Origin of the sequence: Halopseudomonas sabulinigri (genome assembly GCF_900105255.1) — a bacterium.
Taxonomy (GTDB): domain Bacteria; phylum Pseudomonadota; class Gammaproteobacteria; order Pseudomonadales; family Pseudomonadaceae; genus Halopseudomonas; species Halopseudomonas sabulinigri.
The window spans coordinates 2578132-2602848 of record NZ_LT629763.1 but is presented as its reverse complement, the minus strand read 5'-3'; the positions used below and the strand labels follow the sequence as shown (position 1 = coordinate 2602848).

22 protein-coding genes are annotated in these 24717 nt (G+C 63.3%); 10 read left to right on the top strand and 12 right to left on the bottom strand.

Annotated features, from left to right (window positions below):
- Nucleotides 1–4: 4 nt before the first annotated feature.
- Complete coding sequence (dkgB, locus tag BLU26_RS11720; protein WP_231701936.1) at nucleotides 5–826, bottom strand: 2,5-didehydrogluconate reductase DkgB; 822 nt, start codon at nucleotides 824–826, stop codon at nucleotides 5–7.
- 386 nt (nucleotides 827–1212) lie between these two features.
- On the opposite strand from dkgB, the gene tspO reads away from it, so the two are divergent.
- The 4 genes from tspO (at nucleotide 1213) to BLU26_RS11700 (ending at nucleotide 4178) form a co-directional block, all read left to right on the top strand.
- The gene (gene tspO / locus BLU26_RS11715) at nucleotides 1213–1656 is read left to right on the top strand and encodes a tryptophan-rich sensory protein TspO (RefSeq protein WP_092286876.1); all 444 of its coding nucleotides are present in this window, start codon (nucleotides 1213–1215) and stop codon (nucleotides 1654–1656) included.
- A complete protein-coding gene (locus BLU26_RS11710) occupies nucleotides 1656–2648 on the top strand; it encodes an alpha/beta hydrolase (protein ID WP_092286874.1) in 993 nt (330 codons plus the stop codon). The genes tspO and BLU26_RS11710 overlap by 1 nt, the downstream gene beginning before the upstream one ends.
- 152 nt (nucleotides 2649–2800) lie before the next feature.
- The gene (locus tag BLU26_RS11705) at nucleotides 2801–3844 is read left to right on the top strand and encodes an NAD(P)H-dependent flavin oxidoreductase (protein ID WP_092286872.1); all 1044 of its coding nucleotides are present in this window, start codon (nucleotides 2801–2803) and stop codon (nucleotides 3842–3844) included.
- A 16-nt stretch (nucleotides 3845–3860) separates the two neighbouring features.
- Nucleotides 3861–4178 (top strand): antibiotic biosynthesis monooxygenase family protein, encoded by a 318-nt coding sequence (locus tag BLU26_RS11700; RefSeq protein WP_092286870.1) that lies wholly within the window; start codon nucleotides 3861–3863, stop codon nucleotides 4176–4178.
- Between the two features lie 8 nt (nucleotides 4179–4186).
- Here BLU26_RS11700 and fhuF read toward each other — a convergent pair whose 3' ends face one another.
- The 9 genes from fhuF to BLU26_RS11655 all read right to left on the bottom strand — a co-directional run bounded on the left by fhuF (nucleotide 4187) and on the right by BLU26_RS11655 (nucleotide 18595).
- Nucleotides 4187–4945 carry a siderophore-iron reductase FhuF gene (gene fhuF / locus BLU26_RS11695; RefSeq protein WP_092286868.1) on the bottom strand — a complete coding sequence of 253 codons (759 nt, stop codon included), beginning with the start codon at nucleotides 4943–4945 and terminating at the stop codon, nucleotides 4187–4189.
- 132 nt (nucleotides 4946–5077) lie between these two features.
- Nucleotides 5078–6730, bottom strand: a complete 1653-nt coding sequence (locus BLU26_RS11690; RefSeq protein WP_092286866.1) for a multidrug ABC transporter permease/ATP-binding protein — start codon at nucleotides 6728–6730, stop codon at nucleotides 5078–5080.
- A 117-nt stretch (nucleotides 6731–6847) separates the two neighbouring features.
- The gene (locus tag BLU26_RS11685) at nucleotides 6848–8494 is read right to left on the bottom strand and encodes a diguanylate cyclase (protein WP_092286864.1); all 1647 of its coding nucleotides are present in this window, start codon (nucleotides 8492–8494) and stop codon (nucleotides 6848–6850) included.
- On the bottom strand, nucleotides 8487–8873 hold the full coding sequence (locus BLU26_RS11680; RefSeq protein WP_092286862.1) for a response regulator: 387 nt from the start codon (nucleotides 8871–8873) through the stop codon (nucleotides 8487–8489). The genes BLU26_RS11685 and BLU26_RS11680 overlap by 8 nt, the downstream gene beginning before the upstream one ends.
- Nucleotides 8866–11070 carry an ATP-binding protein gene (locus BLU26_RS11675; protein WP_092286860.1) on the bottom strand — a complete coding sequence of 735 codons (2205 nt, stop codon included), beginning with the start codon at nucleotides 11068–11070 and terminating at the stop codon, nucleotides 8866–8868. Before BLU26_RS11675 ends, BLU26_RS11680 begins: the two co-directional genes overlap by 8 nt.
- Nucleotides 11067–12671 carry a sensor histidine kinase gene (locus tag BLU26_RS11670; protein WP_092286858.1) on the bottom strand — a complete coding sequence of 535 codons (1605 nt, stop codon included), beginning with the start codon at nucleotides 12669–12671 and terminating at the stop codon, nucleotides 11067–11069. The genes BLU26_RS11675 and BLU26_RS11670 overlap by 4 nt, the downstream gene beginning before the upstream one ends.
- Nucleotides 12668–17131 (bottom strand): PAS domain-containing protein, encoded by a 4464-nt coding sequence (locus tag BLU26_RS11665; RefSeq protein WP_092286855.1) that lies wholly within the window; start codon nucleotides 17129–17131, stop codon nucleotides 12668–12670. Before BLU26_RS11665 ends, BLU26_RS11670 begins: the two co-directional genes overlap by 4 nt.
- Nucleotides 17132–17246: 115 nt before the next feature.
- Nucleotides 17247–18020 carry an SDR family NAD(P)-dependent oxidoreductase gene (locus BLU26_RS11660; protein ID WP_092286853.1) on the bottom strand — a complete coding sequence of 258 codons (774 nt, stop codon included), beginning with the start codon at nucleotides 18018–18020 and terminating at the stop codon, nucleotides 17247–17249.
- 125 nt (nucleotides 18021–18145) lie between these two features.
- Complete coding sequence (locus BLU26_RS11655) at nucleotides 18146–18595, bottom strand: OsmC family protein (RefSeq protein ID WP_092286851.1); 450 nt, start codon at nucleotides 18593–18595, stop codon at nucleotides 18146–18148.
- Nucleotides 18596–18688: 93 nt separating this feature from the next.
- Here BLU26_RS11655 and BLU26_RS11650 point away from each other — a divergent pair, with 93 nt between their 5' ends.
- The 5 genes from BLU26_RS11650 to BLU26_RS11630 all read left to right on the top strand — a co-directional run bounded on the left by BLU26_RS11650 (nucleotide 18689) and on the right by BLU26_RS11630 (nucleotide 22122).
- The gene (locus tag BLU26_RS11650) at nucleotides 18689–19015 is read left to right on the top strand and encodes an ArsR/SmtB family transcription factor (RefSeq protein ID WP_092286849.1); all 327 of its coding nucleotides are present in this window, start codon (nucleotides 18689–18691) and stop codon (nucleotides 19013–19015) included.
- Entirely contained in the window at nucleotides 19005–19436 is a 432-nt protein-coding gene (locus tag BLU26_RS11645) for a YeeE/YedE family protein (RefSeq protein WP_092286847.1), read from the top strand. The genes BLU26_RS11650 and BLU26_RS11645 overlap by 11 nt, the downstream gene beginning before the upstream one ends.
- Nucleotides 19437–19438: 2 nt before the next feature.
- Nucleotides 19439–19858 carry a DUF6691 family protein gene (locus BLU26_RS11640; RefSeq protein WP_092286845.1) on the top strand — a complete coding sequence of 140 codons (420 nt, stop codon included), beginning with the start codon at nucleotides 19439–19441 and terminating at the stop codon, nucleotides 19856–19858.
- Complete coding sequence (locus BLU26_RS11635; RefSeq protein ID WP_197674485.1) at nucleotides 19855–21582, top strand: SulP family inorganic anion transporter; 1728 nt, start codon at nucleotides 19855–19857, stop codon at nucleotides 21580–21582. Before BLU26_RS11640 ends, BLU26_RS11635 begins: the two co-directional genes overlap by 4 nt.
- Nucleotides 21583–21654: 72 nt before the next feature.
- Nucleotides 21655–22122: a c-type cytochrome gene (locus tag BLU26_RS11630; protein WP_092286841.1), complete on the top strand. Its 468-nt coding sequence runs from the start codon at nucleotides 21655–21657 to the stop codon at nucleotides 22120–22122.
- Between the two features lie 79 nt (nucleotides 22123–22201).
- Here BLU26_RS11630 and BLU26_RS11625 read toward each other — a convergent pair whose 3' ends face one another.
- Nucleotides 22202–22879 carry a cytochrome b/b6 domain-containing protein gene (locus tag BLU26_RS11625; RefSeq protein ID WP_092286839.1) on the bottom strand — a complete coding sequence of 226 codons (678 nt, stop codon included), beginning with the start codon at nucleotides 22877–22879 and terminating at the stop codon, nucleotides 22202–22204.
- Nucleotides 22880–23206: 327 nt separating this feature from the next.
- Here BLU26_RS11625 and BLU26_RS11620 point away from each other — a divergent pair, with 327 nt between their 5' ends.
- The gene (locus BLU26_RS11620; RefSeq protein WP_231701935.1) at nucleotides 23207–23671 is read left to right on the top strand and encodes a hypothetical protein; all 465 of its coding nucleotides are present in this window, start codon (nucleotides 23207–23209) and stop codon (nucleotides 23669–23671) included.
- A gap of 64 nt (nucleotides 23672–23735) precedes the next feature.
- Here the strand turns inward: BLU26_RS11620 and BLU26_RS11615 are convergent, their stop codons facing one another.
- Nucleotides 23736–24521, bottom strand: a complete 786-nt coding sequence (locus BLU26_RS11615; protein WP_092286837.1) for an SDR family oxidoreductase — start codon at nucleotides 24519–24521, stop codon at nucleotides 23736–23738.
- Between the last annotated feature and the right edge of the window lie 196 nt (nucleotides 24522–24717).

Here is a 24717-nt window from a genome sequence, read left to right as displayed (position 1 = left end):
CCGCTCAGTCCCACTCGGGCGCAAAGTCCGGGTTGGCAATACGCTCGCCCTTGTCCAGCTCGCGGATGAAGTTGAGGTCATCGGCGGTGAGCTTCACGCGGTCGGCCTCCAGATTGCTCTCCAGATGCAGTCGCTTGGTGGAGGATGGAATCACCGCGATGCCCTGCAGCATCAGCCAGGCCATGACCACCTGCGGCGGCGTGGCGCCGTGTTCTTCGGCGATGCGGTCCAGGGTTTCGTCTTTCATCACCTTGCCTACCGCCAGTGGCATGTAGGCGGTCAGGTGCAAACCCTCTTCACGGGCGAACTCGACCAGTTTGCGGTTCTGCAGGAAGGGGTGAATCTCTATCTGGTTGGTGGCGATGTTGTCTGGCCCTACCAGTTCAAAGGCTTCATTGAGCTGATCAATGGTGAAGTTGGAAACGCCGGTCAGCCGCGTCATGCCCTGCTCGCGGGCCTTCATCAGCTCACCCAGGTATTCCTGCATGGGCACCTTGCCGCCAGGTGAGGGCCAGTGGATCAGCGTCAGGTCGACCTGGTCGAGCTGCAGCTTGTCGAGGCTTTCGCGCAGGCTGGGGATCAGCTTGCCTTCGCCGAAGTTGTCGGTCCAGATCTTGGTGGTGACAAACAGCTCGCCGCGCGGCACGCCGCTGTCGGCAATGGCGCGGCCCACATCCTGCTCGTTACCGTAGATCTGTGCGGTATCAATGTGCCGATACCCCAGTTCCAGCGCCGTGCTGACGGCCTGGTAGGCGTCATCGCCCTTGAGCCGGAAGGTACCCATGCCGATAGGGGGAATGCTGCTCTCGGAAGTCGAATTCATCATGCGGTGTTCTCCTCGCTGGTGGCAGAGCCGGCGGCGGTAATCGGTATCGCTCGCAGGCTGATTCAGGATGGCGGCGCAGTAACCCCTGCGGGCTGCGCGCCCCTTCAAGTGGTAAGCAAGAGACCGGTGTTGGCCGCAATAATTCCGCCTGGTCGGGCGACCGCCACGGCAGCGGGTGGCGGTGGAGTCACCAGGCGAGGCACAGGCGCTGATAGGCAATCGGCCGCTGGCGCCAGCCGGGCAGGCGCCCAGGGAAGGGGCATCGGCCCGCTGCCAGGGGGGTAAATCGCGGATCAATGGAATTTATCGCCACGCAAACGAGTCATTGAACAGTGGAGTAAAAACCCTGTTCATTTCTGGCGGCTGACTTCAGCCAAGGATAGACCATGACTTTTTTCATATTTCTGTTGGCCTGCGGCGCGGCCGCCACCACCGGCATCATCTTCAAACCGGGGCAGTGGTACGAGACCTTGGACAAGCCCGGTTTTACGCCGCCCAACTGGGCGTTTCCGGTGGCCTGGACGCTTATCTATCTGCTGTTGGCCTGGGTTGGTCATCGTCTGGTGGCGATCCCCGGCAGCCAGGTGCTGCTGGCCCTGTGGGCGGCGCAAATCGCCCTTAACGCGCTCTGGACTCCGGTATTCTTCGGCGCGCACCGGCTGTTCGCCGCGATGCTTATCATCGCCGTGCTCTGGCTGGTGGTCGCCATGATGGTATTGCTGGCGTTCAAGCTGGATGTCATCAGCGGTCTGCTATTGCTGCCCTATCTCGGCTGGCTTAGCGTGGCGGCGGCGCTCAACTTCGCCATCATGCGCCGGAACAGTTGGTGATGAGCGGCCAGCCGGCGTACCTGATGCGCTGGCCCGCCAGCCCGCAGCAGCTGGAGCAGGTGCAGGCTTTCAATAAAAAGCTGGCACGGCTGCCGCGCTTGAAATTGTTCAATCGTGCGGTGCTCCGTCTGGTGCAAGGCTTGCTGCGCGTCAGTCAGCTGGGCGCTGCCTGGCGGCTGCGCAAGCACGGCCTCAGGGCGGAAACGCGGCGGGTCGAGATAGACGGTGTGGCGGTGTCGGTGCGGATCATCCGGCCCGCGACCAGGGCAAAGGGCGTGGTGCTGGATATTCATGGTGGTGCCTGGGTGATCGGCAACGCGCAGATGAATGACAAATTCAATATCGCCATGGTGAAGGAGTGCGAGGTAGCGGTCGTCTCGGTCGATTACCGGCTTGCTGTCTCAGCACCTATGGAGGCGCTGATTGAGGACTGTCTGTGTGCCGCACGCTGGCTGCTGGACGATACCAACAGCGAGTTTGCCGGCCTGCCGGTCACCGTGGTGGGTGAGTCGGCCGGTGGCCATCTTGCGGTCGCGACCTTGCTCCAGCTGAAACGCTGGCCAGCGCTGTTGGCACGGGTGAAGGGGGCTTTGCTCTACTACGGGGTGTACGATCTGACGGGCACACCGAGTGTGCGCGCCGCGCCGCCAGACACGCTGCTGCTGGACGGGCCGGGTATGGTGGATGCCATGCGCATGCTGACGCCGGAGTTGAGCGACGAGCAACGCCGCGCGTCGCCCTTGTCGCCCTTGCATGGCGACTTTACCGGCTTCCCGCCGGCCCTGATGTTTGCCGGCGAGCAGGACCCGCTGCTGGACGATAGCTGTCTGTTGGCCGAGCGGTGGTGCAGGTCAGCCGAGGTGGAATGTCATGTTCTGCCGTCTTCGCCGCACGGGGTGATTCATTTCCCCGTCACGCTGGCCGCTGATGTACTGGCATACGCGCGCAGCTGGATAGCGGCCAGAAACGCCGCCTTCTATCGGCCCAGGTAAGCCCAGCTCCGTGGTCACTCCCTGCAGCGGCGGCTGTGTCTGCGCCCTGAGCTTTTGCGGCTTGGTTTGCAGCGGCGCTACCAGCACAATGGGCAGCAGCGGTGGTAAAGCCTTAAACCGCCCGAGCCAACCCTTGAATCAGGAGCAACCCCATGCGCATTGAACCGCTGCTAGGTACCCGTCTGCCGATCATTCAGGCACCCATGGCTGGGGTGCAGAACAGCGCGCTGGCGCTGGCGGTGTGCCGCGCTGGCGGCCTGGGCTCGTTGCCCTGCGCCATGCTGAGTGCCGAAGCCCTGGTGCAGGAGCTGGAATTGCTCAGCGCCGAGGCGGCAGGCCCCTGGAATCTGAACTTCTTTGCCCACAGCAACCCGCCGGCCGAGGCGGCGCGCGAGCAGCAGTGGCGCGCCGCGCTGGCACCCTACTATGCCGAGCTGGGCCTGGACATCGAGGCCATCAGCGCCGGCGCCGGTCGCCGCCCGTTCGATGCCGCCACGCTGGAGTTGATCGCGCCTTTCCGGCCGCCGGTGGTGAGCTTTCACTTTGGCCTGCCGGAGGCGGCAATCATCGAGCGCATCAAGGGCTGGGGTGGCAAGGTGCTGTCGACCGCTACTACCCTTGCGGAGGGCCGTTGGCTGCAGGCCCATGGCGCGGACGCCGTCATCGCCCAGGGGCTGGAAGCCGGCGGCCATCGTGGCCACTTTCTCTCCACTGACCTGAGCCTGCAGATGGGCACCTTCGCGCTGCTGCCGCAACTGGTCGCGGCGCTGGATATTCCGGTGATTGCCGCCGGCGGAATCGCCGATGCCGATGGCGTGGCGGCCGCCATGGCGTTGGGCGCCGCCGGTGTGCAGCTGGGCACCAGTTACCTGCTGTGCCCGGAGGCGACCACCAGCCAGCTGCATCGCGCCGCATTGCAGAGCGAGGCGGCGCAGCACACCGCGCTGACCAATCTGTTCTCCGGTGGTGCGGCGCGCGGCATCGTCAATCGGGTGATGCGCGAGCTGGGGCCGCTCAGCGAGACGCCACCACCCTTCCCCTTGGCCGGTGGCGCCATCACGCCGCTGCGCAGCGCGGCCGAGCAACGCGGCAGCAGCGATTTTTCACCGCTCTGGTCGGGTCAGAACAACAGCGGCTGCAAGGCTATAACGGCAGCCGAGCTGACGCTTGAGCTGGCGGCAAAAGTAGGCGCCTGAACGTCAGGAGAAACGCATGTCGGGCATGGCAAAAACCCCAGAACCACCGTATTACGCGGTCATCTTCAGTTCGCTGCGTACCGACGGCGACCATGGCTATGGCGCGATGGCTGAGCGCATGCTGGCGCTGGCAGCCCGCCAGGAGGGCTTTCTCGGCGTAGAGTCCGCGCGCGAGGGCCTGGGTATCACGGTGTCTTACTGGGCGAGTGAAGAAGCGATAAAAAACTGGAAGCAAAACGCGGAGCACCTTGAAGCCCAGCGCCTGGGGCATAACACCTGGTACGCCGGGTTCAAGGTGCGCGTGGCGCGGGTCGAGCGGGATTACGGCGGCTGAGCGGATGATCAGTCGCTGCGCCCCGCCGGGTCGTAGCCAGCCGGTGGTTTGTCCAGGTGCGGGCAGTTGCTGCACAGGGCTTTGTCTGGCAGCAGATAGCGAATGCAGCAATGCTTGCGCTCGCGGTGCAGTTCAGGCGCACCGGCGCGTTCACGGTAGCGTACGCAGCCATACAGCGGGTTGCGCAGGCCATCTGGCCGGCTGCTGTCGCTGATCAGTTGCCGCGCCTGCGCCAGCCGCTCGGGGGCGACCGGCAGCTTGGCCACCTCCTCGACAATCCATTCGTAATAATGCCCCACGCTGCTCCAGAACACCTTGGGCGCGACCTTGTAACGCGCCGCCAGGTCGCGGATCAGCACATCCAGGTGGCCATCAAACAGGCTTTCAAAGCGGCTGAAGCCGTCGCGCGGCCCGCTTGACCAGGCCGCGCCCTGATCCGGCAGTTTGAAGGCGCTGGGCAGGCCGTCGTCGCCGACGATCACCGCGACCTCGTTGAAGTGCACCGGCAGCCGCCAGTTGGCCAGCAGGCTGGCTGTGACCACCGGCGCCACCAGCCGCATGAAGTGGTACTTGCCCCAGAGCGAGACCAGCGCGCGTTGATCGGCATTGACGTACTGCGGGGCAAAGCGCTGCAACTGGTCGCTCAGCTGCTCGCTGTTCAGGTAGTCGGCCATGCTGATACCTGGCCTTGGGTCATCGACCAGCGTCAGCCAGTCGCCCAAGGGCGCCAGCGGGCCCTGAAACAGTGAAGCAAGTGCGGCAATCATGCCGGCGTGTCAGCCGTTGGCACGGGGGCGACGGTGAAGGGCACGCAGGGGATCTTTGGCAGTGGGTGGGCAACAGCGGTCATGGACGGCCCCGGGGTGATGAAGCGGGGCCTTAAACTAAACCATTATCATTTATATAAGCAACAGGCTGTCACTGCTGGCCTGGCGTCGTTGCTCTGCGTTGAGCTCCAACAACTGGCCGTTGTCCATGCGCAAAATACGGTCGGCCTGGTCGAAATAGTGATCGTCGTGGGTGATGGCGACCACGGTCTTGCCGGCGGCCTTGAGGGCCGGCAGCAGCTCGCGGTAGAACAGACGGCGGAACAGCGGGTCCTGATCGGCGGCCCATTCGTCGAGCAGCAGCACGTCGCGGTGTTCGAGCAGACCCAGCAGCAGCGCCAGGCGCTTGCGCTGGCCCTGCGACAGGCGGGTATCGAGCAGCCGCCCGGCGGCCACGCGCACCTTGCGGTCCAGGTGCAGCCGGGTCAGCCAGTCACGGGTTTCTTCGGCGTCGGCCTCTTCGCCGGCGGGCCCAAGCAGACGGCTGAACAGGTGGAAGTCGGTAAACACGCTGGCGAACAGCTGGCGGTAGGCGACCCAATGGTCAGCGTCGATTGGTTGATCGTCCAGCAGGATACGCCCGCTGTGCGGGCGATACAGGCCGGTCAGCAGGCGCGCCATGGTGGATTTGCCGCTGCCGTTGCCGCCGATGATGAATACCACCTCGCCGCGCTGCAGTTGCAGGTGCAGCGGACCCACGTCGAAGCCCTCGCCCTCTTCCGCCGGGTAGCGGTAGTTGAGGCCGTCCAGCGTCAGAGTCTGCCAGTCGGGTTGCAGTTTTGCCAGCGGCGGGAAATCAGCCTGATGCGGGCTCAGCGCCAGGGCTTCGAGTTTGTCGAGCGAGACCTGCGCGGTAATCAGGTGCGGCAGGGTGCCCACGGCGGCGACCATGGGCGTGCGCAGAAACAGCATGGTCAGCGCGTAGGTGGCTGCCACGCTGGCGCTGGCCCAGCCCAGCCCGCCAGCGAGAAAGAACACCAGCCCGATCAGCCCCAGAACCATGATGTTGGCCCAGTTACCGGACAGGCCGTGGTACATATCGGCGCGGATGATCTCGCGCTTGTAGGCGTTGGCGTTGTCGTCAAACTCTTCCTGATACAGCCGGTGCGCGCGGTCGCGGTTGAGCGCCAGCTCCTTGCGGCCGTCGATCACATCCTGGTAGTTGCCATACAGCCGGTCTTCGGCCTCGCGCATGCGCTGAATGTGGCGGTGTACGCGGCTGACCAGCAGCCAGCCGACGACAAAGGTCACGCCCAGCCACAGCAGGGTGGTGATAAACAGCGCCGGCGACAGCCAGGCCAGATAGGCAAAGGCGGCGACGGTGAGCGATAGGCCGTAGAGCATTTCCGGCAGGCCGACAAAGGCGATGGTGATATTGCGGATGTCGGTCGACAGGCTGGCCAGAATGCGCGCGCCGCCGATCTGCTCCAGCCGTTCGATATCGGTATCCATCACCCGTTTCACCAACGAGCGGCGCAGGCGATAGACGAAGCGGTGGCTGAGACCATGCAAGCTCAATTGCGCGGCGGTGGCGCAGATCAACAGCAGCACCAGCAAGCCGAGAAAGCCGAGCAGGGCCTGGCCGAGGTCACTGCTACCGGCGATCAGCCGGTTGTTGACGTAGGCGATCACGGCGACGCTCAGCAGGGCGCTGCCCACACTCAGCAGCAGGATGCCCAGCAGGGGCAGGCGATTGTCGCGAAACAGCAGGGCGAGGAGCTTCATGGGCGGGTCCGGGCCGGGAAATCAGCCGGCGATTAAAACACACTTGGGTGCGGGAGGGGCAAGGTCACGGCGGGACAGCTGAAGAACATCCCGGCGTTCCCTGCCGGGTAACCGACTTCAGTCGTCGGCGGCGTCTCTGCTGGTGCTGCAAATGCGGTTGCGACCAGCGTGTTTGGCGCGATATAGCTGACGGTCAGCCTGGTCCAGCAGCTCGTCGCAGTCCCATTCGGGTTCTTCACAGCCGCTGATGCCAGCGCTGAAGCTGCAGCAGAAGGTATGCTCGTCGGTGGAGAATTGCAGCGCGTTGAATGCTTCGCGGATCTCTTCGAGGATCAGCCAGGCGTCGGTGGTGTTGCAATTGGGCAGCACGGCGACAAACTCTTCGCCGCCGTAGCGGCCCAGCCGATCGACCTTGCGCAGGCGCTGGCGCAGCAGGTTGGACAGGGCGCGAATCACGTTGTCGCCAAAGGCGTGGCCGTACTGATCGTTGACCGACTTGAAGTGGTCGATATCGATCATCGCCACGGCCATCGGCTGCTGACAGCGACGGGCGCGTTCGATCTCAATATCGACCTGCTCCTTGATATCGGCGTGCTTGAGCAGGCCGGTCAGGCTGTCGCGGGCCAACGCTTCACTGACCATGCGGGCGCGCTGTGCGCGAGCGTAGACGGTGGTCAGAAGAGCGCTGTCGCTGATCGGTTTGGTAATGAAATCATCACCGGCCTTGAGCAACGCGTCCATCTGCCGTTCGGCATTGGTCTCTGCCGAGAGGTAGACGATGGGCACGCGCAGCCAGTCGTCATTCAGGCGTATCACCTGGGCCAGCTCGGGGCCGCTGTAATCGGGCATGCTGATGTCCATCAGCACCACGTCGGGCAGAAAATTGTGCATCTTCTCGAGCAGCAGGTTGGGGTCCGAGGCGGTGTCGACCAGCATGCCGTTGTTGCCCAGCACCAACTGGTAGCGCGCGGCGAGCTCGGTATCGTCGTCCACGATCAGCACGCGGAAGGGCCCGCCCTGGTGGTTGTTGAAGCTGCGCTCCAGCCGGCTTTCCAGCGACGGCAGGTCTACCGGCTTGGTGAAAAAGCCGCAGGCGCCGGCGCGCACCGCCTGCAGGCGGCTGATGAAATCGTCCTGCGAGCTGATGACCAGCAGCGGTGGGGCCTGCCCGTCGCGTTCGGCAAAGGGCGCCTGCAACAGCATGTTGTGGCCCCTGGGGCTGGTATCGACAATCAGCGCATCCAGTGGCGGGCTGGCATTGGCCAGTTCCTGCTGGTGACGAAACAGACTGATTTGATAACCGAAGCTGGTCAGCGTTTTACTCATCTGCTGCGCCAGCGGCTGCTCTTCGATCAGCAGGCCGATGTGGCGCCCGCCCGCGGTCTGGCGCGCCGCAGTACTCAAGGTTTGTGGTTGCTGCGCGGCCGGCGTGCTGCGTTGCAGCAACATGTGCAGATGCTGGGTGGCGATGGCCAGGGCATCCAGCGCCTTGTGGTCGTAATGCTCACGCTCGAGCTCGTATTGCGCTTGCTGCTCCAGCTCGCGGCAACGGCTGCCGAGGTCGGTATAGCCAAAGGTGCCAGCCGAGCCCGCCAGCTTGTGCAGGCGGTCGCGCAGGTCTTGCAGCACAGGCGCGCCGGGGTTGGCGGTGTGCTGCAACTGGTCAGCCAGCGCCTTCATATCGGCCAGTTCGCTGCGCAGCCGTTCGCGGAATCGTGCTTCCAGGGCCGCCAGCTGGCTGTCCATCAGATCCTGTTTAGTCATGCCAGCTATTCCATATCTCGGTGATTTGCGTGGAAAGAGTCATGGGGTCAAAGGGCTTGATGATGACGCCGGCGGCGCCCAGATCATGGTAACCCGATACCTCCTGGGTTTGTGCTTTGGCAGTCATGAACACCACTGGCACGCCTTCCATGCAGGATAGCTTCTTTAGCTCGACCAGGGTTTGCGGGCCGTCCATGCCGGGCATCATGACGTCCAGCAGCACCAGCTGCGGCGCAAAGCTCGGGGCCTCGGCCAGGCCCTCTGCGCCTGACTCACAGCTTTTGACCGTAAACCCGCCGACTATCTCCAATGCGACGCGGGCAACTTCCTGAATCGACGGGTCATCTTCGATGTGCATGATACGTTCAAGCTTATTCATGGGCCTTTGATCCATTACTGTCGGGCGCGGCAGGGCGCGGGTCTTGAGTGTTGGCAGGCAGTACTCTGGGCAAGCTAACCCAGAAGCGGCTGCCTTGGCCAGGTGTGGAGCTGAAGCCGATGGCGCCGTGCATGGCGCGCACTAGCGAGCGGGTAATGGCCAGCCCCAGACCGGTGCCGCCGCGCTGTCGGGTGGCGGTGGCATCCGCCTGGGCAAAGCGCTGGAAGACATTGGGCTGGAAGGCCAGCGGTATGCCGTCACCGTGATCGGTTATCGTCAGGCGTACCTGCTGCTCGCAGGCCTGGGTTTCGATCTCGACTTGAGCCCCCGGTGGTGAAAACTTGATGGCGTTGGATAGCAGATTGGCCAGCACCTGTTGAAAGCGCTGCGGGTCGGCCATGATGCGCTGGCCACCTGGCTCGGGCAGTCGCAAGTGCACCTCAGCCTCATCCGCCGTCGAGGCAAGCATACGCCGCGCGTCCTGCAGTTGCTGATCGAGATCGAGCGGCTGCAGGCTCAGCTCCAGCTTGCCGGCCTCCAGCTTGTCGATGTCGAGCAGGTCATTGATCAGGGCGGTGAGTCGCTGGCTGTTTTCTTCGGCGGCCTGCAACAGCGACCTGGCCTGTTCGGGCTGGTCGTGCAGTACGCCACTGTTAGCTAGCCGTAGTGCGCCATAAATACTGGTTAGCGGGGTGCGCAGTTCATGGCTGACGGTAGAGACAAAATCGTTTTTCAGCTGTTCGCTGCGCATGCGCTCGGAGATATCGCGCAGGTTCAGCATGAGTTGGCGCTGATCCGGCAAGCCGACACTGGCAGCGGTTACTTCGCAGTGCACGCTGCCGCCGAACTGACGCAGCAACGCCATGTTGCAGTGCCCGGCTTCGGCCATGGCCTGGCTGAGCAAGTCAGGCAGCGCTGCTTGCTCGGCGGCCAGCAGCTCGGCGAAGGGCCGCCCGCGCAGCCGGTCGACGCTGTAGCCCAGTAGTCGTGAGCACTGCGGATTGGCTTCGAGAATCTGCAGGCTGTGCACATCCAGCAGCACGATGGCATCAGAGGACTGGTCGAACTGGCTACGCAGCAGATCGCGCTCGCGTTGTAGCTCCAGCGCCTGCTGTTGCTGGCGCTGGCTCAGTTGATTGAAGGCATGCACCAGATAGCCCACCTCGTCGGTGCGGTTGATCTGGATCGGCTGGATGGGCCGTTCGCCCTCCATCATCTGGGTAATTTGCTGGGCCGCGGCGCTGAGCGGATGCATGGCGCGGCGCAGCAGCAGTACCAGCGCCAGCGCCAACAGCAGGAAGAACACCAGCCCGATGACCAGTTTCTGCGTGAGAATCGGCTCAAGCTTGTCGGTGATCTGCTTCAGTGGCGTCAGGCTGACCACGCGCCAGCCCAGGTGGGGCACGTCGTCGGCAATGAACAGGTCGTCGCCGCCGGTTTCGCTGTTGTGCAGCAGCCCCCGTTTTTGCCCGCTGCGCAGCGCTGCCAGCAAGGGGCTGTCGGCATCGTCCGGCAGCGGCTGCATGGCTAATTTCGGATCGGTGGCGGTGACGTAGATCTGATGCGTGGTATCCAGTACAAACAGGCGCGAGGGCACGCCCAGGGTCAGGTTCACGGCCACATCGAAGAGGTTCTCACGCTCCAGCTCGATCACGCCGGCGATCAGGCCGATGACCTCGCCGCCGGCATTCTTGACCGGCGCGCTGATGCTGATGATGGGCGTGCGCAGGGTGCGCCCCATGATGGGTTTGCTGATGCTGGGTTGGCCGCTGCGCAGGGCTTGCTGAATATGCGGGCGATCGGCGTAGCGGGTTCCCAGGCGACCCTCCACGTGGGTCGATTCGCCGATCGCCACGCCCTGATCGTTGAGCACCAGAATGCCGCCGGGAAAGTAACCGTTGATGTTGTCGCGCTGGCTGGCGATCAGCCGTGCCGCCGCCGGGTAACTGACCCGGCCGCTGAGGGCCAGCTGACCTGCCAGGGTGGCCAGAAACTGCTGGCGAATATCCAGCTCGCGGTCGATCAGCTCAACGGCATTGCGATTGATACGTGCCTGCTGCTCGATCAGCAGATCCTGCATGTCGCTGCGTAACGCCTGCTGGGTTACCCAGCCGGAGAGCACGACTTCGAGCAGGCTGGCACCCAGAATCAATAACAGTATCTTGATCGCCAGGCGGCTGTAACGCGGCTGCTTCATTGCGGCTCCGTACCCGAGGTCAACGGCAGACGAAACCAGAAGGTCGCGCCTTGTCCCAGGGTGGATGATACCCCGACTTCGCCCTGCATGCGCTCAATCAGTTCCTTGCAGATGACCAGACCCAAGCCGGTGCCGCCGCGCTGGCGGGTATCGCCAACGTCCAGCTGGGTGAATTTCTGGAACAGGTTGCCGATCTGTGCGCTATCAATGCCGATGCCCTGATCGATCACGCGCACTTCGACTTGATCGGTCAGTTGCTCGCATTCAACGATCACCTCGCCGTGCTCATGGGAAAACTTGGCGGCGTTGGATAGGTAATTGCTCAGCACCTGCAATAAGCGACGTGGATCAACATACACTTCAGGATTGGCACAGGGTTCCTGCAGTCGCAAGCTCACTTTGTAACGCTGGGCATAGAGTCGGTTGGCTTCCAGCACCTGTTCTAGCAGCGGGCGGAGCGGCTGGTTGCTGCACAGCAGGGGTAGCTTGCCGGCTTCGAGCTTCTCCAGGTCGAGCAGGTCGTTGATCAGTTCGTTGAGTCTGAGCCCGTTGTCGTGGGCGATCTGCAACAGGCGCTGGGCGGCGGCGGGCAGCTCACCACAGGTGCCGCCGCGCAGCAAACTGATGGCGCCGCTGAGTGAGGTAAGCGGGGTACGCAGTTCGTGGCTCACGGTGGCGAGAAACTGGCTTTTCAGCTGGGTGGCCTGGCGCAGCTCGGTGATGTCGTGCATGACCACAATAGCCGACGACTGACGAGTCTGGCGCTCAAGCGGGCCGCCGTTGCAGAGCAGGATGCGCGGCGCCTGACCCTGAGCCTGCAGGCAGATCTCGGCATTCTCCACCTGCTCGCCCTGCCAGGCGCGCAGCAGCGGAATCTCGTTCGGCGGCAACGGTGTGGTGCCATCGGCGCGGTACAGGTCGTAGTACAGGGCCCACTGCTCAGGCGGAATCTTGAGCACATCCAGGCCATGCCAGTCGCGCGCGGTGTTATTGAAAATAGTCAGCTCGCCCGCCTCGTTGCAGACCACCACGCCGGCGTGAATGTTGTCCAGCACGCCTTCCGCCAGCGCGCGTTGCTCGCGTAACTCCCGTTCGCGCTCGGCGCTATGAATCAGCGCCAGTCGCAACTCCAGCTGGTATTCGACCATGCGGGTCAGTCGCTCCAGGGTTTCGCGTTGCACCGCATCCAGCTGTCTCGGTTTGTTGTCTATTACACAAAGCGTGCCTAGCAGGTGGCCCTGGGGCGTACTGATCGGCATGCCGGCGTAGAACCGAATGAAGGGCGCATCAGTGACCAGCGGATTGTGGCTGAAGCGTGAGTCCTGGCGTGCATCGGGCACTTCCATAAGGTGGCCCTGGGCGATGGCGTGGGCGCAAAAGGCGAGATCGCGTGGGGTTTCCAGTGCGTCGAGCCCCACCCGGCTCTTGAACCACTGACGGTGGTCGTCCACCAGCGAAATAAGCGCAATGGGCATCTCCAGCCACAGCGACGCCAGCGCAGTAATGTCGTCGAAGGCCTGCTCGCTGGCGCTGTCCATGACCTGGTACTGCGCCAGCGCTCCCAGTCGTTGCTGCTCTCGTTCGGCTGCAGTGGCGCTCATGGGGTTACCTCGGGATTGTCCGAGCGCCGGTCTGGGGCGTCGTCGTTGGGAGGGGATTGCAGCGGCAGACAACACCAGAAGCGCGAGCCGACTCCCGGCTCGGACTCAAAACCGATGCTGCCGCCCATCTGTTGCACCAATTCCTTGCTGATCGCCAGGCCGAGGCCTGAGCCACCACGCTGACGGGTGCTGGAGCTGTCGACCTGGGAGAACTTCTGGAATATCTGCGCGTGAAAGGCCGGCGGTATACCCGCGCCCTGATCCGTTACGCTGATGCACACCTGGCCGCCCTCTACTTTGCTGCTCAACTGGATGTCACCACCGCTGTGTGAAAACTTGGCGGCGTTGGAGAGAAGGTTGCTCAATACCTGCCCCAGACGCAAGGCGTCGACTCTGACCCAGGCATCGTCCAGCGTGGTGCAGCGTTGGCTCACCTGATACTGATCAGCGTAGCTGCTGTTCAGCTCCAGCGCCTTGTGCAGCAGCGGCCGCAAGGGTTGCACCTGCAGGTCGAATTGAATCTTGCCAGCGGCCAAGCGCTCCATGTCGAGCAGATCGTTGATCAGGGTATTCAGGGACTGGGTGTTCTGCTCGGCAATCCCCAGTAGTTTCTGCATGGCCGCGGGCACCTCGCCGAGTGCACCGCCATTGATCAGCTTGATGGCACCGGAAATGGCGGTAAGCGGGGTGCGCAGTTCGTGGCTGACGGTCGAGACAAACTGCGATTTCAGCTGCTCGACGCGTACCTGCTCGGTGACATCCCAGATGAAGCCGTCGAACCACTTCAGCTGGCCCTGGGCGTCGTATTCGGCGCGACCCTTTTCGCGCACCTGCACAATGTGGCCCTGGGCATGCAGCAGGCGGTAGGTGAGTTCGAAGCTGGCGTCGTCGGCGCTGACGCCGGCGCTGGCCAGCAAGGTGCTGTCAAAGTCATCTGGGTGGATCACGCTGGCATAGCTGCGCCGCTGGTTGTTGATGAAGTCACTGGCCGGGTAACCGGTAATCCGTTCGATTTCCTGGCTCAGGTAGACCATCGTCCATTGCTGGTCTGCCTGGCAGCGGTATACCGCGCCCGGCAGGTTGCTGACCATGCCGCGGTAGCGTGACTCGCTCTTCTGCAGGGCGCGGGTGGTCTGGATCAGATCGGTGATGTCGGTGGCCATGCCGAGAAAGCCGACCAGGCCGCCGTCGCGGTCGGCTATTCGCGTCAAGGTCAGGTTGACCAGGCGATGCGTGCCATCCTTGCGCACGTAGGTACAGGGCAGGGTTTCCGAGCCGCCCTGCCGCGCGCGATAGAAAAATACCTCGCTGCCTTCGACCGGATGCCCGGCCTCAGCACTTAATACCTCGCTATGTCGCTGTATTTCGCTGGGCAAATGGAAGACCGCCGGGGAGAGCTTGCCGATCACTTCGTCGGCACTATAACCAAGTAGCTTTTCTGCGCCGGTATTGAAAAGGGTGATATTGCCGTCCATGTCGGCAGCCATGATGGCTACCTCGCTGGCGGCATCAATCAGCGCGTCGAGGAAGGAGCGCGCTTGACGAATCTCTTCCTGGCGCTGCATTTCGTTGCTGATGTCGGCGTGCGTGCCGCTCATGCGCACTGCCCGGCCCTCGGCATCACGCTCCACCACCTGGCCACGATCCTGCACCCACAGCCAATGGCCGTCGCGGTGCTGCACGCGGCAGCGGCAACTGTAGAACGGCGTTTCTCCGCCCAGGTGGGCGGCCAGCTGCTGATCGAAGTGCGCATGATCCTCGGGGTGAATACGTTGGATCCAGGTCTGCGCCGTCACCGGCTGCAGCTCCTCGGGTTGATAGCCGATCATCTGCGCCCACCGCTCGTTGATCAGCACGGCATCGCTGGCCAGGTCCCACTCCCAAGTGGCGACGCCGGTGGCGTCGATGACCCGCGCCAGGCGCTGTTGCTCGCTGGCGAGCGCCAGTTGAATGCGCTTGCGCGCGGTGATGTCGGCAATAAAGCCATGCCATACGATGCTGCCATTCTCCAGTAACTCCGGGCTGGCAAAACCGGCTACCCACAGCTCACCCTTGAGCGGATGGCGCACACGGTACTCAGCGCGCCAGGTTTTCAGCCGCAAGGCGGAGGCGGTGATGCTCTCGATGACCGAGTCGAGGTCATCCGGATGTACCCGCTCCAGCGCCAGATCGCCGGAATTGGCTGCCTGTTCCGGGGTAATTCCGTAAATTTCGTTGATCCCGGTACTGCTGTAGGGGAACCAGGCCTGGCCGTCTGCCGACAGCTGATACTGGTACACCATACCGGGCAGGTGACGGGTGAGCTTGTTGAAGCGTTGCAGCAAGTCTTCACGCTGCTGCTCGATCTCTGCCTGCTCCAGCAGGCTGCTGATCCAGCGTGCGCTAAGCCGCATGAACTCCAGGTCCACCTCATCGAAGGGTGGGTTGCGCCGCGCACTGCTGGAAAAATTCAGCGTGCCCCAGCGCTCACCAGCAACCAGCAGCGGAATGCCGATGTAGGCCTCCAGGGCAAAGTGCTGATAGCACGGATGGCCGCTGAAGCGTGAGCTGCCCATGGAGTCGATGGCGACCACGTCGTTGGCCTGGTAGGTCAGGCTGCAGTAGGTCTGGTCAAAGTCGAACCGGGTGCCGGGCGTGGGTGGCGCCTCGGCCGCGTAGCTGGCTTCGACGGTGTACACCGCGCCTTCGATTCTGCTGACCAGGCCAAGGCTGAGCTGCAGGTGCTCGCAGCCTAGCTGCAGGGTACGGGCAAGGCGTTCCTGCAGGTTGATGCCGCTGGCGGCGGCCACTTCGTTGAGCGCCCGCAGGGCATGGCGCTGGCGTTCAAGGCGTTGCTGAATCTGATGTTTCTCGGCGTTGTGCCGCAGCGCCTGGATCAGTTGCCCAAGTGTGGCCAGCAGTGGGCCGAGAAACGCCAGCATGTCGCGGTCATAGCCGGCGCTGCGGTTGCCCAGCGCGAGTACCCCGACCAACTGCTGATCGTTGTGAATCGGCATGGCCAGCAGCGCGCTCAGGCCGCTGGTATTGTCCAGCGCCGGCAGCATGACGACCTCACCGCGTTGTAGTAATGGCTCAAACAGCGGCAGGTTGTCGGCCAGCACGCGTGCGGCGCCGGCCGGATCGGCCGGGGGCGGCGCCGCGGCGCTCGGCGAGTCCTGCAGCGTCAGCGCGTAGGGGTGCAGCCGCGTGGCTGAGTCGGCGTCGTGTACGACCTGCGCTACCAGGCCGAAACGGCTGTCGGTCAGCTCGAGGATCTGCTCCAGCAACTGGCCGAAGCCCCGTTCGATCTGATCACGCTGAATGTAAGCCGATTGCGCCTTGGCGATGATCGAGAGTAATTGGCGGCTGCGCTCGCGTTGCTGGCTTTCGGCCAGAATCGCCTGCTGATGACGGGCGCTTTGGCGCCGTTGCGCTGCCCGTGAGGCCAGCATCAGGAAGCTGAGCAACAGCGCGGTGGCCAGGCAGGCCAGCAGCCAGTTGACCAGCAGTCGCGCCTGCTCGCTGCGGTGCGTAGCGGCGGCGGCGGAAATGTCGTGCCAGGCCGCAATCCGTCCGGCGCCCTGGTACTCACTGGCGGTACTGTCTGCGGGTATCAGCGGCAGCCAGGTGACCAGGTAGGCGTGTTCGCCCACCCGCACCTGCTGGTGGCTGGGCGCGGTGACCCTGGTGGGCAGCTCGGCGGCATCCAGCCAGCGGTTGATGTCGGGGTTGGAGTAGCGGCCGAGCAGCCAGCGCCCGTTGGCGGTAGCCGGCAGCAGGCTCTGATCCACCACCGCCGAGGGTGGCACCAGCAGGGCAATCTCGGCATCACCCTCCAGGCTGTCGGCGAAAGGTTTGGGGAGCACGTAGAACCCGACAGCGATGCTGGCGACCACGGGGCTGGCGGCATCGTCCAGCGCGCGGACAGGTACCACCGCGGCCTGACGCAGGCCCTGTTGGTCCAGCTCCAGGCCGCTCTGCTCCTGTGCCGTGGTCTGCGCGCGCAGCAGCAGCGGACGATTGTTGGCGGGCAGGCCGAGCACGGGGTCGGGCACTTGCTGCATGCGCACCAGGGGTTGCGCCGGACTGGCCAGGTGGACCTCCAGCACCTGCGCGCCTGCGCGCTGCAGGATCGACCAGACTCCGCTGAAATCGCGGCGCAGTTGCGCGCGCAGGCGCAGAATCTCGCCCTGGTTTTGCGGCCCGGCCTGGCTCAGTGCCTTGATGCGTCGGATCAGCCGGCGGGTGTCAGGATCTTCGGCCAGGCTGCGGGCGGTCATCAGCGCCTGGTTGCGCAGCGCGACCTGGCTCTGTTCAATGCTGCGTCGGGTAATCTCGGCCTGACTGGCCAGTTGCTCCTGCCACTGCTGCTCGCGTTGTTGCCAGGCGCTACTGGCCAGGAATAGAAAAAACAGACCGAGCGCGATCCCGCCGATCAGATAAACCAGCGGGCCAGCTTTTATATGTGGTGCCTTGGCCATGAACACATCCGCGGGTGACAGCACAGACTGCAGTACGCCGCCTGTGGCTTTTTCAACAGTGACTCAATGGCCTGACAATAGCCCCTGCAGCACCCGGCTGCCAGTGCGGTTGCGCCTACAGGCTGTTGCTCAGGTGGCCGCCGTCGACGTTCAGTACCGTGCCGGTCATGAAGGCGCCGGCCTCGCTGGCCAGCAGCAACAGCGGCCCGTCGAGCTCTTCCAGCTGGCCCAGGCGGCGCATCGGAACCTTGCTGCGGATGTAGTTCTGGCCGTGTTCGGTGTCGAAATAATCGGTGTTCATTTCGGTGCGGAAATAGCCGGGCGCAATCGCATTGACGCGGATGTTCTCGCGCGCCAGCTCCAGCGCCATAGCCTTGGTCAGTTGCACCACGCCGGCCTTGGCCACCGCGTAATGGCTCAACGCGGTACCCACGCGCAGGCCAAGAATGGAGGCAATGTTGATCACGCTGCCGCCCTGCCCGCCCTTGGCCATGGCCACGCAGGCACGGTGCGCGACGCGCCAGGCGCCATCAAGGTTGGTGTCCAGCATGCTGCGCCAGTTGCCCTCGCTCATCTCCAGAAACGGCACCGGATCGCCGATGCCGGCATTGTTGACCAGGATGTCGCACACGCCGAAGGCTTGCTCGGCGGCGCTGAAGCCGGCTTCAACGCTATCGCTGTCGGTTACATCCATGGTCACCGCCAGCGCGCTATGCCCCTGGCTCTTGAGTTCCTCGACCAGCGCAGACAGCCGTTCGGCCCGGCGCGCGGCCACCACCACGCGAGCACCCGCGCTGGCCAGCAGTCGCGCAAAGTGCGCGCCCAGGCCGCTGGAGGCGCCGGTAATCAGGGCGGTTTTACCGGTCAAATCGAAGCGTTGGCTGCTCATGGTGAGGTGTCCTCTCGATGCTGGCTGTTCAGGTTGCCACGGAGTATCCGTCAGCCGGGAGGTTGTTTCCAGCCCAGCAGGTTTGCGTGATGATGCGCAATTCAGCGGATGATCGGGGGCTGCGTTTACCCTTTCAGCAGTGTGCCGTCACTGTCGAGTACCTTGAGGGTGATGGGCAGCGCGCTGACCACGCTTTGCGACACCGTGCAGAACTGTTCGAACTGATCGAGGATGCGCTCCAGCCGTTCAAAAGCGGCCGCGGGGTGGCCCAGATGCAGGGTCACCTCAACCCCGACTATGCGCATGCGGTTCTCCGCGTTGCGCCCCATCAGCCCCACCGCCTCGGTGCGGATGCCGTCGCTGGGCTGGCGAAACTTGCCCAGCGCGAAAATCAGGCTGTCGCTCAGACAGTTGGCCAGGGCGGTGACCAGCAGCTGGGATGGGCTAGGCCCCTGATTGCCGCCGAGCGGCGCCGGTTCGTCGGTGATCAGGCTTGGCGTGCCGTTGCGGTAGTGGGCTGCAAAGCGATAACCCTCCTGCTGCTGAAGGGTGACTTCTACGCGATCTTCACTCATAACCTGCTACCGGTGGGTGGGTCTGCTTGCAAACAATCTATTTTTTTATATATTGTCGGTCAATAGCCTACTTCAAGAGACTGTGTTGCTGTCATGCATAACCAAGCCGATATCCAGCGCCTGCGCAGTTCTGCAGACCAGGCCCATCAATTGCTCAAAGCGCTGGCCAATCGAGACCGCTTGCTGCTGCTCTGCCAACTGGTGGATGGCGAACGCAATGTCGGCGAGCTGGAGGCGCTGCTGGGGATTGTCCAGCCGACTCTGTCCCAGCAGCTGGCGGTGTTGCGCCGCGAAGGGCTGGTCGATACCCGCCGCGAAGGCAAACAGGTCTACTACAGTGTGGCAAGCCGCGAGGCATTAGCCATTCTTCACACGCTCTATGGTCTCTATTGCGCCGAGGAGACGCCAGATGAACATTGATTGGGCCGCGTTCACGCCCTACTCAGCCTTGCTGGGCGGCGCGCTGATTGGCGCCGCCGTTGCCTTGCTGATGCTGTTCAATGGCCGCATTGCGGGCATCAGTGGTTTGCTGGGTCGATTACTGACGTGGCAGGCGGGCAACCGTGAGGCTCTGTTGTTCGTGCTTGGGCTGCTGCTGGCGCCCTGGCTGTATCAGTTGGTTGGCGCGCAGACTGAAGTGCAGGTGACGGCCGGGCCGCTGGCGCTGGTGGTTGCCGGCTTGCTGGTCGGCTTTGGTTCGCGGTTGGGCTCGGGCTGTACCAGTGGTCACGGCGTATGCGGTCTGGCGCGGCTGTCGCCGCGCTCGCTGGTGGCTACTCTGAGCTTTATGGGCGCGGGGTTTGCCTGCGTGTTTGTACTTCGTCACCTGCTGGGAGGCTAAACATGCGGGCAGTGATTGCATTGGCAAGTGGGCTGATCTTTGGCTTGGGTCTGCTGCTCTCGGGCATGGCCAACCCGGCCAAGGTGATTGGCTTTCTTGATCTGGCCGGCGCCTGGGACCCCTCACTGGCGCTGGTGATGCTGGGGGCCATTGGCGTGGCCTTTATCCCGTTGCAGTGGGTGCAGCGCCGCGGCACCACCCTGCGCGGCGAGGCTGCGCAGTTGCCCACTGGCCGACAGATCGACCGCCGCTTGGTGATCGGCAGTCTGCTGTTTGGCGCCGGGTGGGGCGTGGCGGGCTTTTGCCCCGGCCCGGCGCTGGTAGCGGCGGGCGCCCTGGTACCGCAGGCGCTGCTGTTTGTCCTCGCCATGCTCGCCGGCATGGGCCTGTTCGCCTGGTCTGACCGTAGAGCGACAGCATGAGCGATAACCCTCGGCTACAACCCCCCGGCGGTACCGAAATGCTCGCCTGGGTGCGGCATTATCGCCGCGCCTGGCTGAGCGGTGATCTGACCGCCGGTCTGGTGCTGAGCATCATGGTCATCCCGCAGAGCATGGCGTACGCGATGCTCGCCGGCATGCCGGTGCAGGTGGGGCTGTATGCCAGCCTATTGCCGCTGCTGGGCTATGCGCTGTTTGGTAGCAGCATGAGCATGTCGGTCGGCCCGGTAGCGGTCACCGGGCTGATGACCGCTACCCTGCTGGCGCCGCTGGCGAGCATTGGTAGCCCGGATTATCTGCAATTGGCGGTCTGGCTGGCCCTGCTCTCGGGCGGCATGCTGTTTGTATTGGGTCTGTTGCGGCTCGGTTTTCTGGCCAACTTTCTCAGCCACCCGGTGATCAGCGGTTTCATCAGTGGTGCGGCCATTCTCATTCTGTTCAGCCAACTGCCCAGCCTGCTGGGCCGCGAGAGCCTGCCGCACGGGCTGCGGGAGCTGGTGCGCGAATGGCATCTGGTCAACACTCTGGTGCTGGGCATGGGCCTGGCGGCGCTGGCCTGGCTGCTTTACGCGCGCAGCTGGATGGCCGGGCACCTGCGCGGCCTGGGCCTGCCGGGGGCGCTGGCCACCCTGTTGGCACGGCTGGCGCCTATCGTGGTGGTGGTGGTAGCCGTCTGGGCGACCTGGTACTTCGATCTGGCTGCCCATGGGGTGCCGGTGGTCGGCCATCTGCCGGCCGGGCTGCCCGCCTTGGTATGGAGCACGCCGGGGCTGGGCGATTTGCGCCAGCTGCTGCTGCCGGCCGCGCTGATCAGCCTGGTGACCTTTGTCGAGAGCGTCTCCATCGCGCAGTCACTGGCTCGCCGCAAGCGCCAGAGCATCAATCCCGACCGCGAGCTGCTGGGTCTGGGCGCTGCCAACCTGGGCTCGGCGGTCACCGGTGGCTTTGCGGTGGCGGGCGGCTTCTCGCGCTCCAGCGTGAACATCGAGGCTGGCGCCAATACGCCGGTGGCGGGCGTGATTGCCGCGCTGATCATCGGCCTGATTCTGCTCACGGTAGCGCCGCTGTTTGCCTACCTGCCGCTGGTCATGCTGGCCGCGGTGATCATGGTCGCGGTCACACCGCTGATTGATGTACGCAGCCTGATCCGCGCCTGGCGCTATGACCGTGCCGAGGGCCTCACGCTGCTCAGCACCCTGCTTGGCGTGCTGATTCTAGGCGTGGAAGGCGGCATCATCCTTGGCGTGTGCTGGTCGATTGTCGCCCAGCTGTGGCGTGGCAGCCGGCCCCACGTCGCGGTTATCGGCCGGGTGCCGGATACCCATTACTTCCGCAACACCAAGCGCCACCTGGTTGAAACCGTGCCGCAGCTGCTGGCGCTGCGCATCGACGAGAACATCTTCTTTGCCAACACCAAGGCCGTGGAGCAGGCGATCTACCAGGCGCTGGCTGACTACCCCGATACCCGTGAAGTGTTACTGATCCTGTCGGCGGTCAATCATATCGACAGCACCGGGCTGGACATGCTCAGCGAGCTGACCGAAGGCCTCAACGAACGTGGCATTCACCTGCATCTGGCAGAGGTAAAGGGCCCGCTGATGGATCACCTGGAACACACCGACTGGATCACGCGGCAGGTGGATCAACTGTTTCCCAGCACGCACATTGCCTTCAACACCCTGGCCGAGCTGAAACGCCCTGATTAGAGCATGGCAATCTCGGCCCGGCTGCCGTTAACATGACCCCAGGCCTGCTTGAGGCCCAACAAGGAGAGATGCATGAAAACCGTGATTGCCGGCGCCCTGAGCGCCCTTTTGCTGAGCGCTGCCGTAACCGCTCAGGCACAGGTCTCGCCAGAGGACCAGATTGAACTTCGCAAGGCCGGCTTCAGCTACATGGCCTGGAACATGGGCAAACTCAAGGCGCAGGTGATTGAAGGTAGCGTTGAGTACAATCAGGAGCAGGTCGAGGCCGCCGCCAACACCATCGCCGCGATTGCCAATTCCGGCATCGGAGCGCTCTTCGGCCCCGGCACCGAGAAGGACGTGGGCCACCAGCGTACCCGCGTTGACCCTGCCCTGTTCGACAACATGCCAGACGTGGCCAAGCTGGCCGGCAACATGGGCACCGCCGCGAATACCCTGGCTGCCGAGGCAAAAACCGGAGACAAGGACGCCATTCGCGTCGCCTTTGGTGAAGTGGGTAAAACCTGCAAGGCCTGCCATGAGAAGTATCGCCTGGACTGATTAGGCCGGCGCAACGCAAAAGGGGCCGCTGCACTGCAGCGACCCCTTTTTTTGTACCCGGTGTTGGGCTGGCCCAGAGCTACCAGGCGGGTACCGCGGGTGCCGGCGGTGGCGCCGGAATCCAGCCGCCGTAGGCCAGCCAGACCATGCCAATGGCGATAATCAGCGCAACACTCAGTGCCAAACCGCCAGCCGCCTCGTTCTCCGGGTCCTTCATCTGGTGTACCGTCTTGCGGCCATGCAGCATGGGGCCCACCAGCTTTTTTCCGCGCAGCCGGTAGAAGGCAATCGCCGCCAGGTGCAGGCCGATCACGGCATAGATGAACTCTTCAGTGGAACGGTGCCAGCCGCTGACCAGGGCGCTGGTTTCACTCGATACCAGGCGGGTCAGGGGGCCGTAAAAAGCGACGTCGTCGTTGGAGAACAGGCCGGTCAGCGCCTGAAAGCTGAGCAAGCCCAGCATCAGAAAGACCGAGAGCGCACCCAGCGGATTGTGTCCCAGCCCCTGCCAATGGCCGCGAATATAGTCCAGAACCCGTTTCGGAGTAGGGAAGAAACCGCCAAAACGCGCGTAAGTACCGCCCACCAGGCCCCAGACCAGGCGGAAGGTCAGCAGCCCCACTACCGCCAAGCCGAACCGCTCATGCCAGACCATCCAGTTACCACCCAGGCTGACCGTTACCAGAGCACCGATGACGCACAGCGCCAACAGCCAGTGAAACAGACGAAGAGGCAGATCCCAGACGACAACTTGCATGCATTGCTCACTACATTTTTATCCAGCAGCAGAGGCTAACCCCTGAAGCCCAGCGTCGCAACACCCAATACTGGCGTGTTGTGTATTGTCTTTGTGGCGCGCCCCTGTCTCATGGGCTGACAGCCAGCGCTCGCGGTACGAGCAGGTCTTTTCAGGGTGCATGAGACAGTCCGGCTGGCGATCCGTCACGCGTCTGAAATCAGCGCAGAAAAGTAGGTAGAAATGGCGTAAATATCATAATGACATTATTTGCGGGGCTGATTATGATCGCCAAGCTGCTTGCGCAGCACATACTAAAAATAAACGATTGAAGAAGGATTCTTCTGAATGACGTCCATGAAAAAGCTGGCCTTGGCTGCTTCGATTTCTGCCTCCCTGTTGGTCTCTGGCTGCGCCAGTATCGTGAGTGACTCGCAATACCCCGTCGTAGTTAAATCCGAGCCGTCAGGCGCTGAATACCAGATCCGCAATCGCAACGGTAGCTTGGTTCACCAAGGCACCACCCCAAGCACCGTAACCCTTAAGTCAGGCGCTGGGTACTTCAAGGGTGAGCGTTATAAACTGCATTTTTCCAAAGAGGGTTACGAGGATCAGGATTACACCATGGATTCCAGCATGGATGGCTGGTACTGGGGCAACCTCCTGTTTGGCGGCCTGATTGGCATGCTGGCAGTCGATCCCGCCACCGGCGCCATGTACAAATTGCCGCCGGCGAAAACAGCCAACCTGGTGCAGATACCCATGGCGCCGACCGCGCCTGAAGCGGAGGTGGTCAGCTCGGTCAGCGAGTGAGCTAGCGACGCACACTGTTCTAGATCAACACTAAGGGGCGCCACGGCGCCCCTTGGTGTTTTTGTTACTGCGGCATATTGCGCGCCAGCTTGTCGCGCAGCAGCTCCGGGTCGTTGCTCGCGGCCTTGTCCAGCTCGGCCAGCTCCTCGGGGATGTACCAGTGCAGCTTGCTTGCATCGTGGTAACTGGCCCACACCACCTTGGCTACCTCGATCGCTTCAATCAGCCGGAACGGCCCCTTGGTGGGCGCCGTCTGCAAGAATTCGTCCGAGGTCATGCCGGTGCGAATCAGCCCCGGCAGCGCATCGGCGCAGCGAATATCAAAGCGCTTGAATTCGTTCGACCAGGCCTCGGTCAGGCCCTTCACCGCGTGCTTGCTGGCCGAATACACGGCAATCAGTGGCATGCCCATGGTCGCGGACGATGAGGAGGTGTTGAAGCACAGCGCATTGGGCGTGGCCTTCAGCAGCGGCAGCGCGGCGTGGGTGCCGTTGAGTACGCCAATCACGTTCACGTTGATGATCTTCAGCTGATCCTCGAACGACATCTCATCGAAAAAGCCGCGCATGATGATGCCGGCATTGTTGAAAAGCACATCCATACGGCCATCGGTAGCGGCGCCAAAGGAGGCGACCGCCGCCTCAAACTGCGCCTTGTCGCTCACATCCAGCGTCTGGGTGATACAGTTGTCGGCGCCCAGCTCTTGCTGCAGCGCGTCCAGCCCGGCCTGGTTGACGTCGAAGGCACCGATGAACCAGCCCTGTTGGTGAAACAAACGCGCTGTTTCACGCCCCATGCCGGAGGCGGCACCGGTGATGAAGATGGATTGACGGCCAGCGGCTTGGGACATGTTTGGGGCTCTCTTGTTGGTGTTGTGGATGGGGTGACGTTAGCACTGGTGGGGTGGCTTGGGAGCCAAGGGGTGGTTTGGTGATTATTGGGGAATCATTGGGGTGATGGCGGGTGCAGCATGTTTTGGGGCTTGTGCCTGGGATCGGTCTTGGTGGGCAGCTCGTCTCTGTTTTTCGCCTTGCTGGCGAGTTAGA

What these genes read in the sequence shown, in the direction of transcription:
- BLU26_RS11655 (WP_092286851.1), bottom strand. Translation starts at nt 18,595, where the DNA reads ATGAGTGAAGATCGCGTAGAAGTCACCCTTCAGCAGCAGGAGGGTTAT.
- BLU26_RS11665 (WP_092286855.1), bottom strand. Translation starts at nt 17,131, where the DNA reads ATGGCCAAGGCACCACATATAAAAGCTGGCCCGCTGGTTTATCTGATC.
- fhuF (WP_092286868.1), bottom strand. Translation starts at nt 4,945, where the DNA reads ATGATTGCCGCACTTGCTTCACTGTTTCAGGGCCCGCTGGCGCCCTTG.
- BLU26_RS11690 (WP_092286866.1), bottom strand. Translation starts at nt 6,730, where the DNA reads ATGAAGCTCCTCGCCCTGCTGTTTCGCGACAATCGCCTGCCCCTGCTG.
- dkgB (WP_231701936.1), bottom strand. Translation starts at nt 826, where the DNA reads ATGATGAATTCGACTTCCGAGAGCAGCATTCCCCCTATCGGCATGGGT.
- BLU26_RS11705 (WP_092286872.1), top strand. Translation starts at nt 2,801, where the DNA reads ATGCGCATTGAACCGCTGCTAGGTACCCGTCTGCCGATCATTCAGGCA.
- BLU26_RS11660 (WP_092286853.1), bottom strand. Translation starts at nt 18,020, where the DNA reads ATGAGCAGCCAACGCTTCGATTTGACCGGTAAAACCGCCCTGATTACC.
- BLU26_RS11615 (WP_092286837.1), bottom strand. Translation starts at nt 24,521, where the DNA reads ATGTCCCAAGCCGCTGGCCGTCAATCCATCTTCATCACCGGTGCCGCC.
- BLU26_RS11625 (WP_092286839.1), bottom strand. Translation starts at nt 22,879, where the DNA reads ATGCAAGTTGTCGTCTGGGATCTGCCTCTTCGTCTGTTTCACTGGCTG.
- BLU26_RS11635 (WP_197674485.1), top strand. Translation starts at nt 19,855, where the DNA reads ATGAGCGATAACCCTCGGCTACAACCCCCCGGCGGTACCGAAATGCTC.
- BLU26_RS11675 (WP_092286860.1), bottom strand. Translation starts at nt 11,070, where the DNA reads ATGAAGCAGCCGCGTTACAGCCGCCTGGCGATCAAGATACTGTTATTG.
- BLU26_RS11670 (WP_092286858.1), bottom strand. Translation starts at nt 12,671, where the DNA reads ATGAGCGCCACTGCAGCCGAACGAGAGCAGCAACGACTGGGAGCGCTG.
- BLU26_RS11645 (WP_092286847.1), top strand. Translation starts at nt 19,005, where the DNA reads ATGAACATTGATTGGGCCGCGTTCACGCCCTACTCAGCCTTGCTGGGC.
- BLU26_RS11685 (WP_092286864.1), bottom strand. Translation starts at nt 8,494, where the DNA reads ATGACTAAACAGGATCTGATGGACAGCCAGCTGGCGGCCCTGGAAGCA.
- BLU26_RS11620 (WP_231701935.1), top strand. Translation starts at nt 23,207, where the DNA reads ATGACGTCCATGAAAAAGCTGGCCTTGGCTGCTTCGATTTCTGCCTCC.
- tspO (WP_092286876.1), top strand. Translation starts at nt 1,213, where the DNA reads ATGACTTTTTTCATATTTCTGTTGGCCTGCGGCGCGGCCGCCACCACC.
- BLU26_RS11700 (WP_092286870.1), top strand. Translation starts at nt 3,861, where the DNA reads ATGTCGGGCATGGCAAAAACCCCAGAACCACCGTATTACGCGGTCATC.
- BLU26_RS11710 (WP_092286874.1), top strand. Translation starts at nt 1,656, where the DNA reads ATGAGCGGCCAGCCGGCGTACCTGATGCGCTGGCCCGCCAGCCCGCAG.
- BLU26_RS11640 (WP_092286845.1), top strand. Translation starts at nt 19,439, where the DNA reads ATGCGGGCAGTGATTGCATTGGCAAGTGGGCTGATCTTTGGCTTGGGT.
- BLU26_RS11630 (WP_092286841.1), top strand. Translation starts at nt 21,655, where the DNA reads ATGAAAACCGTGATTGCCGGCGCCCTGAGCGCCCTTTTGCTGAGCGCT.
- BLU26_RS11680 (WP_092286862.1), bottom strand. Translation starts at nt 8,873, where the DNA reads ATGAATAAGCTTGAACGTATCATGCACATCGAAGATGACCCGTCGATT.
- BLU26_RS11650 (WP_092286849.1), top strand. Translation starts at nt 18,689, where the DNA reads ATGCATAACCAAGCCGATATCCAGCGCCTGCGCAGTTCTGCAGACCAG.